The 14,443-nt window shown below is 38.7% G+C and carries 13 protein-coding genes, 2 tRNA genes and 1 pseudogene; 15 read left to right on the forward strand and 1 reads right to left on the reverse strand.

The genetic code is table 11. The features are described from left to right. Positions 1–151: 151 nt before the first annotated feature. Positions 152–544, forward strand: a complete 393-nt coding sequence (locus ACFINO_RS04815; protein WP_375655158.1) for a helix-turn-helix domain-containing protein — start codon at positions 152–154, stop codon at positions 542–544. Positions 545–633: 89 nt separating this feature from the next. Here the strand turns inward: ACFINO_RS04815 and ACFINO_RS04820 are convergent. Beyond that, positions 634–709, reverse strand: a tRNA-Val gene (locus ACFINO_RS04820). A 173-nt stretch (positions 710–882) separates the two neighbouring features. On the opposite strand from ACFINO_RS04820, the gene ACFINO_RS04825 reads away from it, so the two are divergent. From ACFINO_RS04825 to ACFINO_RS04890, 14 genes and pseudogenes are all read left to right on the forward strand, one after another. Continuing rightward, a tRNA-Asp gene (locus ACFINO_RS04825) sits at positions 883–959 on the forward strand. A 294-nt stretch (positions 960–1,253) separates the two neighbouring features. Further along, entirely contained in the window at positions 1,254–1,619 is a 366-nt protein-coding gene (locus ACFINO_RS04830) for an NADH-quinone oxidoreductase subunit A (protein WP_005773599.1), read from the forward strand. Continuing rightward, positions 1,610–2,191 carry a NuoB/complex I 20 kDa subunit family protein gene (locus ACFINO_RS04835; protein ID WP_375634040.1) on the forward strand — a complete coding sequence of 194 codons (582 nt, stop codon included), beginning with the start codon at positions 1,610–1,612 and terminating at the stop codon, positions 2,189–2,191. The genes ACFINO_RS04830 and ACFINO_RS04835 overlap by 10 nt, the downstream gene beginning before the upstream one ends. A 14-nt stretch (positions 2,192–2,205) precedes the next feature. Beyond that, the gene (locus tag ACFINO_RS04840) at positions 2,206–2,817 is read left to right on the forward strand and encodes an NADH-quinone oxidoreductase subunit C (RefSeq protein ID WP_375643143.1); all 612 of its coding nucleotides are present in this window, start codon (positions 2,206–2,208) and stop codon (positions 2,815–2,817) included. A 120-nt stretch (positions 2,818–2,937) separates the two neighbouring features. Further along, a complete protein-coding gene (locus tag ACFINO_RS04845; protein ID WP_375613457.1) occupies positions 2,938–4,128 on the forward strand; it encodes an NADH-quinone oxidoreductase subunit D in 1,191 nt (396 codons plus the stop codon). Continuing rightward, positions 4,128–4,818: pseudogene (gene nuoE, locus ACFINO_RS04850) on the forward strand (NADH-quinone oxidoreductase subunit NuoE). Before ACFINO_RS04845 ends, nuoE begins: the two are co-directional and overlap by 1 nt. Positions 4,819–4,947: 129 nt before the next feature. Further along, the gene (gene nuoF / locus ACFINO_RS04855; protein WP_375634679.1) at positions 4,948–6,252 is read left to right on the forward strand and encodes an NADH-quinone oxidoreductase subunit NuoF; all 1,305 of its coding nucleotides are present in this window, start codon (positions 4,948–4,950) and stop codon (positions 6,250–6,252) included. A gap of 68 nt (positions 6,253–6,320) precedes the next feature. After that, positions 6,321–8,390: an NADH-quinone oxidoreductase subunit NuoG gene (gene nuoG, locus ACFINO_RS04860; RefSeq protein WP_375655197.1), complete on the forward strand. Its 2,070-nt coding sequence runs from the start codon at positions 6,321–6,323 to the stop codon at positions 8,388–8,390. Positions 8,391–8,412: 22 nt separating this feature from the next. Continuing rightward, on the forward strand, positions 8,413–9,459 hold the full coding sequence (nuoH, locus tag ACFINO_RS04865; protein WP_375655198.1) for an NADH-quinone oxidoreductase subunit NuoH: 1,047 nt from the start codon (positions 8,413–8,415) through the stop codon (positions 9,457–9,459). A gap of 14 nt (positions 9,460–9,473) precedes the next feature. Then, positions 9,474–9,965: an NADH-quinone oxidoreductase subunit NuoI gene (gene nuoI, locus ACFINO_RS04870; protein WP_375634047.1), complete on the forward strand. Its 492-nt coding sequence runs from the start codon at positions 9,474–9,476 to the stop codon at positions 9,963–9,965. A gap of 94 nt (positions 9,966–10,059) precedes the next feature. Beyond that, positions 10,060–10,680: an NADH-quinone oxidoreductase subunit J gene (locus tag ACFINO_RS04875; protein WP_375611880.1), complete on the forward strand. Its 621-nt coding sequence runs from the start codon at positions 10,060–10,062 to the stop codon at positions 10,678–10,680. Positions 10,681–10,694: 14 nt separating this feature from the next. Beyond that, on the forward strand, positions 10,695–11,003 hold the full coding sequence (gene nuoK, locus ACFINO_RS04880) for an NADH-quinone oxidoreductase subunit NuoK (RefSeq protein ID WP_273791275.1): 309 nt from the start codon (positions 10,695–10,697) through the stop codon (positions 11,001–11,003). Positions 11,004–11,009: 6 nt separating this feature from the next. Then, positions 11,010–12,974, forward strand: a complete 1,965-nt coding sequence (gene nuoL, locus ACFINO_RS04885) for an NADH-quinone oxidoreductase subunit L (RefSeq protein WP_375655199.1) — start codon at positions 11,010–11,012, stop codon at positions 12,972–12,974. Then, complete coding sequence (locus tag ACFINO_RS04890; protein ID WP_375655159.1) at positions 12,974–14,443, forward strand: NADH-quinone oxidoreductase subunit M; 1,470 nt, start codon at positions 12,974–12,976, stop codon at positions 14,441–14,443. The genes nuoL and ACFINO_RS04890 overlap by 1 nt, the downstream gene beginning before the upstream one ends.

A 14,443-nucleotide genomic window follows, 5' to 3' on the forward strand; every position in this document is an offset into this window, starting at 1 on the left:
TTTGACTTTTTAGAATTAGAGACCCTTTGGACCTCTGGTTTTGCTAAAAAACCACCCCGAAAAGAACTCTTGATTCGTAATAATTGAAGAAAATCATAAAAAGATTTGTTAGAATCAGAAGAAATATTTCTTCTCTAATAGGACTTTTTATATGGTTACATCTTTTGGTAAAATTTTACGGAAACTTCGCATTGATCACTCCGAACGCCTCTTAGATATGGCTAAGAAATTAGACATATCTGTAGCATTTTTATCTTCTGTCGAGATTGGCAAAAAATCTGTTCCTGTAGGACTGGAGGAAAAGATAATTGAACTCTATGCTTTAGATCAAGAGGTAGCAGAAATTTTGAGAAGAGAATCGGATGCTTGTCGCAAAAGTTTTACAATCAAGACTTCTGATCCGTTGAGAGGTGAAGCTGTTGGCATGTTTTTTAGAACTTTAAAAGATTTTTCACAAGAGGATTTAGAAGCATTCAAAACATTATTAGAGATGATTAGCGAAGCGCAAAGAAAAGAAAATGCTACTGTTGTAGACAAATGTTAGAAAATCCTATTCCCTAACTTTTATTTACGCGTCCCTCACTTAAAAAAACATATGAAGAATCAACAGCTTAATAGGAATATAAAGCTATATGGTGGGCGATGAGAGACTCGAACTCCCGACATCCTCGGTGTAAACGAGGCGCTCTACCAGCTGAGCTAATCGCCCAATGCAATGATCAGCAATTGAATGGAAACTCTTTAAGGAAAAATTTTTCTAAACGCAAGAATAAAGATAGGATTTGATAATTTTTTTTAAAAATGCATAATCCTTCTTGACATAAACGCATGAACCCCTTACACGACCGCTTGTACCCAATTAAATTGGTTCGAAAAAAATGCGCGGGTGTAGCTCAGTTGGTTAGAGTGCTGGCCTGTCACGCCGGAGGTCGCGGGTTCGAGCCCCGTCACTCGCGCCATTTCGTGATTCCTTATAAAATTTCCTTTTTAAAATATCCATATGCTATGAGTAATGTGGTGGAGTGTTTGATTGGGGAATAAATATTTTCTTTCTTTTTATATGGTTTATAAGAATAGGGCTTGCGTCTTTCTTTGCTCTGCGTTACCTATGCCGATAAGAAAAGTATCGCTCTGTATGCCTTTGAAGCAGTATGAATAGAGTTAATAGAGCGATTGTTAAATTTGTCTGTTTGGTCACGCAATATTGAATCATTGTGTTAAACTCAGGCATTTCGTTACGATGGAAGAGGGTTATGGCTTATTTATTGAGCTCTTATTTGCCAGTCTTAATTTTCATTATTGTGTCAGCGGTTATTGCTGGAGTTTTGTTGATTACACCTTATATTGTAGCATATCGTTCCCCCGATCCTGAAAAATTATCGGCTTATGAATGTGGGTTTAATTCATTTAGTGATGCACGCATGAAGTTTGATATTCGTTTCTATTTGGTATCAATTTTATTTATTATTTTTGATCTTGAAGTTGCATTTCTTTTTCCTTGGGCTGTTTCATTCGAATCAATAGGTATGTTTGGCTTTTGGTCGATGATTGTGTTTTTAGCGATTTTGACTATTGGATTTATATATGAATGGAAAAAAGGAGCCCTTGAATGGAATTAAGATCTAATAATTCAACGATTGAGGCTCCAAAACCAAAAGGAATCATTGATCCAAATACTGGTGGGCTGATAGGATCTGACGATGAGTTTTTTCGTGATATCAATGCTGAATTGTCAGATAAGGGTTTTTTAGTTACCTCGGCAGATGCTTTGATTACTTGGGCACGTACCGGTTCTTTAATGTGGATGAGTTTTGGTTTGGCTTGTTGTGCTATCGAAATGATGCAATGTTCAATGCCTCATTATGATAATGAGCGTTTTGGATATGCACCACGAGCTTCACCCCGCCAGTCAGATGTGATGGTGGTGGCAGGTACTCTAACAAATAAGATGGCTCCTGCTTTAAGAAAAGTGTACGATCAGATGCCAGAGCCACGTTATGTGATTTCTATGGGATCATGTGCAAACGGTGGGGGATATTATCATTATTCCTATTCAGTAGTGCGGGGATGTGATCGTATCGTGCCTGTCGATATATATGTCCCAGGGTGTCCACCTACAGCAGAGGCATTATTATACGGCATATTGTTGCTACAGAAAAAAATCCGTCGTACCGGATCCATAGAGCGATAGAGAGTTTTCTTGTCATGGTGGATGAAACATTGGTTGAGCTTGCTGCTTATTTGGAAAACAAATTAAAAAATAAGCTTGAAGAGACTGTTCTTGCTTTTGGTGAATTGACCATTGTGGCACGTCTTGATGCAATTATCGATGTTTTAATGTTTGTTCGTGATGATTCTCGCTGTCAATTTATTAATCTTACAGACATTAGTGGTGTGGATTATCCTTCTCGCGATAAGCGCTTTGATGTTTCTTACCAATTGTTATCTCCTCGTGAGAATTTACGCTTACGTATAAAAGTTCGTACAGATGAAAATACTCCTGTTGCTTCAGCTTGCACGGTTTATCCTGGCGCAGAGTGGTATGAACGTGAAACGTATGATATGTATGGGATTTTATTTTCAGGACATCCGGATTTGAGACGGATTTTAACAGATTATGGGTTTGAAGGATATCCTTTACGCAAAGACTTTCCTGTGACAGGATTTGTTGAATGCCGTTATGATAATGAAGCAAAGAGGGTGGTTTATGAGCCTGTTGTTTTGCGCCAAGAGATGCGTAATTTTGATTTTCTTTCTCCTTGGGAAGGAGGACAGTATACTTTGCCATGTGATGGGAAAGCAGATGAAAAAAAATAATATTGGTTTTGATAAGGCATTATATTAGAGTACTGTATTTCTTAAATAATTAAATATTTTTTAGCGTGATAGATTTTTTGATATTTGATATGAAGTTTTTTAAAAAGCAAGGGGTTGATTGTGGCTGAGGTCAATGTTCGAAACTTTAATATCAATTTTGGTCCGCAACACCCTGCCGCGCATGGGGTTTTGCGCATGGTTCTGGAGCTGGACGGTGAAGTTGTTGAGCGTGTAGATCCACATATTGGGTTGTTGCATCGCGGTACTGAAAAATTAATGGAAACAAAGACTTATCTCCAAGCTGGTCCTTATCTAGATCGTTTGGATTATGTTGCTCCTATGAATCAGGAACATGCTTTTGTTCTTGCTATTGAAAAGTTATTAGATATAAAAGTTCCTAAAAGAGGGCAATTAATACGTGTTTTGTTTTCTGAAATTGGGCGTATTCTTAATCATTTGCTTAATGTAACGACACAGGCAATGGATGTTGGTGCTTTAACACCACCGCTTTGGGGATTTGAGCAACGTGAAAGATTGATGATTTTTTATGAGCGTGCCTGTGGTGCTCGTCTTCATGCAAATTATTTTCGTCCTGGTGGCGTGCATCAAGATTTACCAGAATCTTTAGTTGAGGATATTGGTGATTTTATTGATCCATTTCTTGTTTCTCTCGGAAAACTTGATGCGCTTGTGACCCCAAATCGGATTTTTAAGCAGCGTAATGTGGATATTGGCGTTGTAAGTATTGATGAAGCTTGGGCACGCGGTTTTTCTGGGGTTATGATTCGTGGAGCTGGTGTTCCATGGGATTTGCGTAAAAGTCAGCCTTATGAATGTTACGATGAAATGGAATTCGATATTCCTATAGGTAAAAATAGCGATTGTTATGATCGCTATCTTATTCGTATGGAAGAAATGCGTCAATCAGCGAAAATTATGCGCCAATGTGTGGAGCGTTTACTGAGTACTGAAAAAAATGGACCGGTTTCGAGCTTGGATCGCAAAATTGTACCACCGACGCGGAGTGAAATGAAAAGCTCGATGGAAGCACTGATTCATCACTTTAAACTCTATACGGAAGGTTTTCATACACCTCCTGGAGAAGTATATGTTGCTGTGGAAGCTCCGAAGGGTGAGTTTGGTGTTTATCTTGTTTCTGATGGAACCAATAAGCCTTATCGTGTCAAGTTGCGTGCTCCTGGGTTTGCTCATCTCCAAGCTATGGATTTTTTAACCAGAGGTCATATGTTAGCAGATGCTACAGCTATTTTGGGTTCGATTGATATTGTTTTTGGGGAGGTTGATCGCTAATGTCCGTACGCCGTCTTGCAGATGATGTTTATCAGCCTGCGGAGTTTTCTTTTACAAAAGAAAATCAGATATGGGTAAAAAATACCATAAAAAAATATCCTGCAGGGCGTCAGCAGTCTGCTGTAATTCCATTATTAATGCGTGCTCAAGAGCAAGATGGTTGGGTGACACGTGCTGCAATTGAGCATATTGCTCAGATTCTTTCCATGGCTTATATCCGTGTCTTAGAAGTTGCGACTTTTTATACTCAGTTTCAGCTTAAGCCTGTTGGAACAAAAGCGCATATTCAAGTTTGTGGTACAACGCCTTGTATGTTACGTGGTTCTGATGAATTGATTAAAGTTTGTCAGAAAAAAATTCATCATGAACCTTTTGCGACCAATCAGGATGGAACCTTATCATGGGAAGAAGTAGAGTGTCTTGGTGCTTGTGTGAATGCTCCGATGGTTATGATTTTTAAAGATACTTATGAAGATCTTACAGCTGAACGCCTTGAAGAAATTATTGATGCATTTGAAGCAGGGAAGGGTTCTGAGATAGCGGTTGGTCCGCAAAATAGTCGTAAATCGTCGGAACCGATTAGTGGTTTAACTTCTCTTATTGATGATGAGAAAGAAAAAAAGATCTCTCAAGTCTTCACCAAAAAAGGATAAGGAAAGAATGGGGAACATAATTAAGTATTTTTCTTGAGAAAATATTTTATTATTCTACCCATGATGGCAACATTTAACGAAAAGTAAGAAGTCTTGAAAAGATATTTAAAAATTGCATTTGAGGAAAAGCGGAAAATGCTATGGGTAATAGAAAAAAAGGTGGGGTATGCTAGCTGATAAAGATCGTATCTTCACCAATATTTATGGTTTAAAAGACAAATCATTAAAGGCTGCGATGTTGCGTGGGCATTGGAATGGTCTGAAAGAAATGATTGACAAAGGTCGTGATTGGATCATTGATGAAGTGAAGGCATCGGGTTTACGCGGTCGTGGTGGTGCTGGTTTTCCTACTGGAATGAAGTGGTCCTTTATGCCAAAGCAGAGTGATGGGCGTCCTCATTATTTGGTTGTCAATGCCGATGAATCTGAACCTGGAACTTGTAAAGACCGTGATATTTTACGTCATGACCCCCATACTTTGATTGAAGGATGTGCAATCGCTACTTTTGCTATGGGAGCCAATGTTGCTTTTATTTATATTCGTGGTGAATATATTCGTGAACGTGAAGCGCTTCAAGCTGCCGTTGATGAATGCTATGATGCGGGTTTACTTGGTAAAAAAACGAAATATGGGCATGCTTGTGATATTGTTATTCATCATGGAGCTGGTGCTTATATTTGTGGTGAAGAAACGGCTCTTCTTGAAAGTCTTGAGGGGAAAAAGGGACAACCTCGGCTTAAACCGCCATTTCCTGCCAATATGGGGATTTATGGCTGTCCAACAACAGTAAATAATGTAGAGTCTATTGCCGTTGTTCCAACGATTTTGCGGCGGGGGGCTTCGTGGTTTTCATCAATCGGACGAGCAAATAATGTTGGAACGAAATTATTTATGGTTTCAGGGCATGTTAATGCACCTTGTACATTTGAAGACGCTCTTGGTGTTTCATTCCGTGAATTAATTGAAAAACATACGAGTGGTGTTCGTGGTGGATGGAATAATCTTTTAGCAGTTATTCCAGGGGGGGCTTCTTGTCCAGTCGTTCGTGGTGAGGATATGATCGATGCGATCATGGATTTTGATGGGATGCGAGATGTCGGGTCTTCTTTTGGCACAGGGGGAATGATTGTTATGGATAAATCAACCGATATTATCAAGGCAATTTGGCGTATAGCTGCTTTTTTCAAGCACGAGAGTTGTGGTCAGTGTACACCGTGTCGTGAGGGGACGGGATGGATGATGCGTCTTTTAGGGCGTATGGTTGAGGGAAGAGCGCAAAAACGCGAGATTGATCTTTTGTTTGAAGTGTCTAAACAGGTTGAAGGACACACTATTTGTGCGCTTGGTGATGCTGCCGCATGGCCTGTACAGGGGTTGATACGTAATTTTCGTCCGGAAATTGAGCGTAGAATTGATGAATACACGCGAAATGTAGTCCAAAGCAAAAATATTGCTTTAGAAGCGGTTTAATAAAGGATTTTGTTTTAAGAGCAACCGAATGCAAATTTTAAGTGGGTTATCCGCAGGTTGGATGGGTGATGATAAATATCAAAGTTGATGGCAAAGAGATTGAAGTTCCTGATTACTACACGTTGCTTCAGGCTGCTGAGGCGGCTGGGGTAGAAATTCCACGTTTTTGTTTTCATGAATCTTTGTCAATTGCTGGAAATTGTCGTATGTGTTTAGTTGAGGTTAAGGGTGGTCCTCCAAAACCTCAGGCTTCTTGTGCTATGGGGGTTCGTGATTTACGATTAGGGACTAACGGTGAGGTACCTGAGATTTTTACCAATACGGCGATGGTAAAAAAAGCACGTGAAGGTGTTATGGAATTTCTTCTCATTAATCATCCTTTGGATTGTCCAGTGTGTGATCAAGGGGGAGAGTGTGATCTTCAAGATCAAGCAATGCTTTATGGACGAGATTGTTCTCGTTATACAGAAAATAAACGTGCTGTAGAAGATAAATATATTGGACCTCTTGTCAAAACTGTTATGACACGATGTATTCATTGTACACGGTGTGTTCGTTTTACAACGGAAGTTGCAGGTATTTCTGAGCTTGGTTTGATTGGTCGTGGTGAAGATGCTGAAATTACGACGTATCTTGAAAAAGCTATGACATCTGAATTACAGGGAAATGTTATTGATCTTTGTCCAGTGGGAGCTTTAACTTCAAAACCTTATGCGTTTCATGCCCGTCCATGGGAATTGGTAAAAACGGAATCGATTGATGTGATGGATGCGCTTGGTAGTGCTATCCGTATTGATAGCCGCGGCCGTGAAGTTATGCGGATTATGCCGCGTACAAATGAAGATGTAAATGAGGAATGGATCTCTGATAAAACGCGTTTTATTTGGGATGGATTACGGACTCAGCGGCTTGATAAGCCATATGTACGCAAAGATGGAAAGCTTCAACCTGTCAGTTGGACAGAAGCTTTTGCAAAAATCAAAACGGTAATCTCTAAAATTTTTCCAGAAAAAATTGGAGCCATTGCGGGGGATCTTGCTTCTGTTGAAGAAATGTATGCCCTTAAAGCATTATTGAGCTCTTTGGGCTCAACGCTTTTTGATTGTCGTCAAAGAGGGGGGGCTTTATCGCCAGAGTTTGGGCGCTCGAGTTATATTTTTAATCCTACAATTGTAGGTATTGAACAGGCTGATGCACTGCTTATTGTGGGATCTAATCCACGTCATGAAGCAGCTGTTTTAAATGCGCGTATTTTAAAGCGCCAACGGATGGGCAATTTTCCTATTGCATTAATTGGAGAGAAAGTCGATTTACGTTATCCTTATTCTTACCTTGGATCTGGGAGTGATACATTAACGACACTTATTCGTGGAGAGGATGTTTTTTTTAATGTCTTAAAAGAAGCGAAGAGGCCCCTTATTCTTATCGGAGAGGGAGCGGTTTCAGGAAATGAAGGTTTATCTGTTTTAAAAAGTCTTGCTAAATTAGCTGATAATATTGGTGCTCTTAGTGAGACATGGAATGGGTTTGGGGTTCTTCATAATGCAGCATCGATTGTTGGAGGGTTGGACATAGGCTTTACTTCTAAGCTTGGGGTTGCAAATATACTTAAAACCTGTGAAGTTCTATTTTTGCTTGGTGCTGATGAAGTAGAATTAGCCAATACAAAAGCTTTTACAGTTTATATTGGGAGCCATGGTGATAATGGTGCACATGCTGCTGACGTTATTTTGCCTGCATCTGCTTACACTGAAAAATCAGGGCTTTATGTGAATACAGAAGGACGTGTTCAAATGACAAATCGGGCTGGTTTTGCTCCAGGTGAAGCAAAAGAAGATTGGGCTATTTTGCGTGCTTTATCGGATATTTTAGGACAAAAGCTCCCTTTTGATTCTCTCTCTCAATTAAGGAAATGCTTGTTTAACGATTATCCACACCTTTGTGCTGTTGATGATATAGTGCCTTCTGATATAAGTGGTCTTAAGGCGCTTGGTTCAAAAATGGTTTCTCTCGAGAGTCAAGAATTTACTTCTATGGTTAAAGATTTTTATTTAACAAATCCGATAGCACGTGCTTCTGCTGTTATGGCTGAATGTTCATCTCTTGCAAAAAACCATGCTACACAAACAGTAAAGTAAGGGCAAAGGAAAAGGAATAATGATGTATGATTTCTTTATGACTTGGCTGTTGCCATTACTCATTATAATCGGAAAAACACTTCTTCTTTTGGTCGTTCTTTTGGTCTTAGTTGCTTATCTTCTTTATGCAGATAGAAAAATTTGGGCAGCGGTACAATTGCGTCGTGGACCAAACGTTGTTGGACCATGGGGTTTGTTACAGTCTTTTGCAGATTTAATTAAATTTGTTGTTAAGGAGCCTATTATCCCTGCAGGTGCAAATAAGGGTGTTTTTCTTTTAGCTCCTTTTGTTTCAGCGACACTTGCTTTATCAACTTGGGCTGTTATTCCTGTCAATGAGGGTTGGGAGGTTGCAAAGATTAATGTTGGCTTGCTTTATATTTTAGCCATTTCATCTCTTGAAGTTTATGGTGTTATTATGGGAGGATGGGCATCAAATTCAAAATATCCTTTCTTAGGAGCTCTTCGTTCGGCGGCACAAATGGTTTCTTATGAAGTTTCCATTGGTTTTGTGCTTGTGACTGTCATTTTAATAAGTGGTTCGTTGGATCTCACAACAATTGTTCATAAACAAAGTTCTGGAATTGGTACAACTCTTGGTTTTCCTTTTAACAGCTTTCTCGATTGGAATTGGTTGGTCCTTTTTCCAATGTTTATTATATTTTTTATTTCTGCGCTCGCAGAGACAAACCGTCCTCCATTCGATTTGGTGGAAGCAGAATCTGAACTTGTTGCTGGTCATATGGTTGAATATTCTTCAACGCCTTACATGCTCTTTTTTCTTGGTGAATATGTTGCGATTGTTTTAATGTGCGCATTAACAACTATTCTATTTTTAGGCGGTTGGCTGCCTCCTTTAGATGTTTGGTGGCTTAATTGGGTTCCTGGTATCATTTGGTTTGTTTTAAAAGTCTGTTTTGTATTTTTTTGGTTTGCTATGGTCAAAGCATTTGTTCCACGTTATCGCTATGATCAGCTTATGCGGCTTGGTTGGAAGGTTTTTCTTCCTCTCTCACTAGCAATGGTTGTGATAACTGCTGCTTTTTTAAAGTTTACGGATTTCGTTTAAGAGGAGATGTTACGATGTCAGGTTTTATTCAGGCTGCAAAGTCACTTCTTCTATTGGAATTTGTGAGTGCTTTTTTCTTAGCTATGCGTCAATTTTTTTCACCAAAACCCACGATTAATTATCCTTATGAAAAAGGTTTTGTATCTCAGCGTTTTCGCGGTGAGCATGCATTGCGTCGCTATCCAAATGGTGAAGAACGGTGTATTGCTTGTAAATTATGTGAAGCGATTTGTCCTGCTCAAGCGATTACAATTGAAGCTGGGCCACGGCGCAATGATGGTACACGTAGAACTATCCGTTATGATATAGACATGGTTAAATGTATTTACTGTGGTTTTTGTCAAGAAGCCTGTCCGGTTGAGGCTATTGTCGAAGGTCCAAATTTTGAGTTTGCGACGGAAACACGTGAAGAACTTTATTATGATAAAGAAAAACTTTTATTGAATGGAGATCGATGGGAGCGAGAAATTGCTCGAAATATATTGATGGATGCGCCTTATCGTTAAGTGTATCGTTAAATGAGGTGTCGGATATTTTTCCGATAAATTGTAATCTGGTATGAAGTTTATACCAATTGTTTGAATAATTAAGGAGAAGCCTATGCTAACAGATCTAGCGGCGGCATTTTTCTATTTGTTTGCTTTTATTATGCTAACAAGTGCAGTTATTGTTATTACAGCACGCAATCCAGTGCATTCTGTTTTGTTTTTAATCCTCGCATTTTTTAATGCAGCAGCTTTGTTTTTACTTGCAGGAGCAGAGTTTTTAGGGCTTATTCTGCTTGTTGTGTATGTTGGAGCTGTCGCTGTTTTATTTTTATTTGTCGTTATGATGCTTGACGTTGATTTTGCTGAGTTAAAGAGTGGAACTCTTCGGTATGCTCCTATTGGAGCTCTTATTGGTGTTATTATCGCTGTAGAATTGATTGTTGTTTTTATGAGTAGCTATTTTTCTCCAGTCTTGAGAACGCATGTTACGCAACCAATGCCAGATTTAGCGCAGCGAACAAATACACAAGCATTAGGTGATATTCTCTATACGGATTATGTTTTCTATTTTCAAATTGCTGGAATGATTTTATTGGTTGCAATGATTGGAGCTATTGTTTTAACACTTCGTCATAAATTAGGAGTAAAGCGGCAATCTATTGCGGAGCAAGTTTCTAGAACGGTAGAAAGTGCCATTGAAATCAAACAAGTTGAATCAGGCAAAGGTATGTAAGGGGGGCTATGCAGATGTATATTGATATTACACATTATCTCACTGTTTCTGCTTTAATGTTTACAATTGGTATTGCTGGAATTTTTCTCAACAGAAAAAATGTGATTATTATCTTGATGTCCATTGAGCTTATATTGCTTTCAGTTAATCTCAATTTTGTTGCATTTTCAGCATTTCTTCATGATCTCGTTGGTCAGGTATTCGCTTTATTTGTCTTAACTGTAGCAGCTGCTGAAGCTGCCATTGGTTTAGCAATTCTGGTCGTTTTTTTCCGTAATCGTGGTTCCATTGCGGTTGAAGATGTTAATGTAATGAAAGGCTAACCAGTGATGTATTATACGATTGTCTTTCTTCCGCTTTTGGGTTTTTTAATTGCTGCACTAGGTGGAAAAACGATAGGAGATCGTGCGAGTGAATTGATAACATGTAGCTTTATGGTTGTTATTGCCATATTATCGTGGATAGCCTTTTTCAGTATTGCACTTGGTCATATTCCAGCGATTGATGTATTGGTATTACATTGGATGACTGTTGGTGACTTAAGCTTTAATTGGGCTTTACATGTTGATGCATTAACAGCTGTCATGCTTATTGTTGTAAACAGTGTTTCGGCATTGGTGCATATTTATTCAATTGGTTATATGCACCATGACCCTTCAAGGTCTCGTTTTTTTTCTTATCTTTCTTTGTTTACATTTATGATGCTTATGTTGGTCACATCCAATAATTTAATTCAGATGTTTTTTGGATGGGAAGGTGTCGGACTTGCTTCTTATTTACTCATTGGTTTTTGGTTTCAGCGCGATTCTGCTAATAAGGCCGCAATGAAAGCTTTTGTAGTTAACCGTGTTGGAGACTTTGGTTTTCTCTTAGGAATCTTTAGTATTTTTGTTTTGTTCCAATCGGTTGATTTTGCCTCTATTTTTGTAAAAGCTGCCGACAAGAGCTTTATACAAAATATGACATTTTTAGATTGGCAATTTGATGGGCAGACGGCAATTACCATTACATGTTTTTTATTATTTATTGGTGCGATGGGAAAATCCGCACAATTTCTTTTACATACTTGGCTGCCTGATGCAATGGAAGGGCCAACTCCTGTATCAGCGCTTATTCATGCCGCTACAATGGTAACGGCTGGTGTTTTTATGGTTGCGCGTATGTCGCCAATTTTTGAACTTTCTTCGACTGCTTTGACCGTGATTATTATTGTTGGTGCAACAACAGCGTTTTTTGCAGCAACTGTGGGGTTGGTGCAGAATGATATTAAGCGTGTTATTGCTTATTCTACATGCTCTCAACTTGGTTACATGTTTGTGGCATTAGGTGTTGGAGCTTATGGCGCTGCTGTCTTTCATCTTTTTACGCATGCTTTTTTTAAAGCCTTATTGTTTCTTGGTGCAGGTTCTGTGATTCATGCTGTATCTGATGAACAAGATATGCGAAAAATGGGTGGGTTACGCAAACATATAAAGGTCACCTATTGGATGATGATGGTCGGGACCATTGCCTTGACCGGAGTTGGAATTCCAGGAACACTTTTCGGAACTGCAGGTTTTTTCTCAAAAGATGCGATTATAGAGTCTGCTTTTGCATCTCATAATATTGCTTCAGGATATGCTTTTTATCTTCTTGTTTTTGCTGCTTTTTTAACAAGTTTCTATTCATGGCGACTTATCTTTATGACATTCCATGGTAAACCACGGGCAACAGTTGATGTGATGCATCATGTTCATGAATCGCCTCCAGTTATGTTGATTCCACTCTTTCTTTTATCTATTGGAGCAATATTTTCTGGTGTCGTTTTCCAACCTTACTTTTTTGGTGACTTGTATAATGCTTTTTGGAAGGGAGCATTGTTTACAAGCAGCCATAATCACATTCTTCATGATGCCCACCATGTTTTTAATTGGGTAAAATGGTCGCCTTTTATAGCAATGATTCTTGGGTTTATGTTGGCTTATTTATTTTATATTGCGGCTCCCTCTCTTCCCAAGAAAATGGCGCGTATTATGCCAGGAGTGTATCACTTTCTTTACCAAAAGTGGTATTTCGATCAATTATATAACTTTTTATTTGTTCGTCCTACCTTTAGAATTGGTTCTTTTTTTTGGAAAGTGGGAGACGGTAAGATTATTGATGGTCTAGGTCCCAATGGTATTGCAGCGCGTGTTGTTGATATTACAAATAGAGTTGTTCGAATGCAAACAGGCTATCTTTACCACTATGCATTTGCAATGCTTATCGGCGTTGCATTGCTCATTACATGGATGATGATCGGGGGCGTAAACTAATGACCGATTGGCCTATTCTTTCTACGGTTACATTTTTGCCGCTTGTTGGTGTTCTTCTGATTTTGTTTATCAAAGATGATAGTGAAGTAGCACGCCATAATATACGTAATGTCGCATTTTTTACGACTCTATTTGTTTTTATTATTTCTTTAATTATTTGGATAGGATTTGATTCTAGCAACCAAAATTTTCAAATGGTTGAAAAATCCAGTTGGTTAGGGGGTGGTATTAGCTATCATATGGGGGTCGATGGTATTTCTATTCTTTTTGTTGTTCTCGCGGCTTTTCTTTTGCCTTTCTGTATTTTAGCAAGTTGGGAGAATGTTAAAGAGAGATTAAAAGCCTATATGATTGCGTTTCTTCTTCTAGAAGTTGCGATTATTGGTGTTTTTTGTGCTCTTGATGCAATGCTATTCTATGTTTTTTTTGAAGGCAGCCTCATTCCAATGTTTATCATTATAGGTGTATGGGGAGGAGAACGTCGTGTTTATGCAAGTATAAAGTTTTTCTTATATACTCTACTTGGTTCAGTGCTTATGCTGGTTGCTCTTATGGTTATGTATTGGGAGGCTGGGACACTTGATATACCAACTTTACTCAATTATCAGTTTCCTGCTCATATGCAAATATGGTTATGGCTTGCATTTTTTGCTTCTTTCGCAGTTAAAATGCCAATGTGGCCAGTTCATACATGGCTCCCTGATGCTCACGTAGAAGCACCGACAGCGGGTTCTGTTATTTTAGCTGGTGTCTTACTTAAATTAGGTGGGTATGGTTTTCTTCGTTTTTCTTTGCCTATGTTTCCTATCGCTTCAGCAGATTTTGCGCCTTTTGTTTTCACATTATCGCTTATCGCTATTATTTATACATCACTGGTTGCACTTGTTCAAAGTGACATCAAAAAACTTATTGCATATTCCTCAATAGCGCATATGGGATATGTAACGATGGGTATTTTTGCTGCGAATGAACAGGGGATACAAGGGGCTATTTATCAGATGCTATCCCATGGAATTGTTTCAGCAGCATTGTTTCTTTGTGTTGGGGTTATCTATGATCGCTTGCATACACGTGAAATTTCAGCGTTTGGTGGTTTAGTGAATAATATGCCTAAATATGCTGTTGTTTTCTTAATTTTCACCATGGCAAATGTTGGTTTACCTGGAAGCTCAGGATTTTTGGGTGAATTTTTAACCTTAATAGGTGTTTTTCAAGTAAATAAATTGGTTGTTGTTTTAGCAACAACAGGTGTTATCTTATCGGCAGCCTATGCCCTTTATCTTTATCGGCGTGTGGTTTTTGGTTCCTTGGATAAAGAGAATTTAAAAGTATTAATAGATCTTTCTTTAAGAGAAAAATTCCTCCTTTATCCAATGGTTATTCTTACAATATTCTTTGGTATCTATCCAACGCCTATTCTTAAGGCAACGGCGTTTTCTGTAGAAACCCTCATCAATAAACTGCACTAG

This window comes from Bartonella sp. AA83SXKL, from assembly GCF_042196965.1.
In the GTDB taxonomy this organism is placed as follows: Bacteria; Pseudomonadota; Alphaproteobacteria; order Rhizobiales; family Rhizobiaceae; genus Bartonella.

Excerpts from the sequence above, each read along its gene's own strand:
- ACFINO_RS04815 (WP_375655158.1), top strand. The coding sequence starts at position 152 with ATGGTTACATCTTTTGGTAAAATTTTACGGAAACTTCGCATTGATCAC.
- ACFINO_RS04830 (WP_005773599.1), top strand. The coding sequence starts at position 1,254 with ATGGCTTATTTATTGAGCTCTTATTTGCCAGTCTTAATTTTCATTATT.
- ACFINO_RS04835 (WP_375634040.1), top strand. The coding sequence starts at position 1,610 with ATGGAATTAAGATCTAATAATTCAACGATTGAGGCTCCAAAACCAAAA.
- ACFINO_RS04840 (WP_375643143.1), top strand. The coding sequence starts at position 2,206 with ATGGTGGATGAAACATTGGTTGAGCTTGCTGCTTATTTGGAAAACAAA.
- nuoF (WP_375634679.1), top strand. The coding sequence starts at position 4,948 with ATGCTAGCTGATAAAGATCGTATCTTCACCAATATTTATGGTTTAAAA.
- nuoG (WP_375655197.1), top strand. The coding sequence starts at position 6,321 with ATGATAAATATCAAAGTTGATGGCAAAGAGATTGAAGTTCCTGATTAC.
- nuoH (WP_375655198.1), top strand. The coding sequence starts at position 8,413 with ATGTATGATTTCTTTATGACTTGGCTGTTGCCATTACTCATTATAATC.
- nuoI (WP_375634047.1), top strand. The coding sequence starts at position 9,474 with ATGTCAGGTTTTATTCAGGCTGCAAAGTCACTTCTTCTATTGGAATTT.
- ACFINO_RS04875 (WP_375611880.1), top strand. The coding sequence starts at position 10,060 with ATGCTAACAGATCTAGCGGCGGCATTTTTCTATTTGTTTGCTTTTATT.
- nuoK (WP_273791275.1), top strand. The coding sequence starts at position 10,695 with ATGTATATTGATATTACACATTATCTCACTGTTTCTGCTTTAATGTTT.
- nuoL (WP_375655199.1), top strand. The coding sequence starts at position 11,010 with ATGTATTATACGATTGTCTTTCTTCCGCTTTTGGGTTTTTTAATTGCT.
- ACFINO_RS04890 (WP_375655159.1), top strand. The coding sequence starts at position 12,974 with ATGACCGATTGGCCTATTCTTTCTACGGTTACATTTTTGCCGCTTGTT.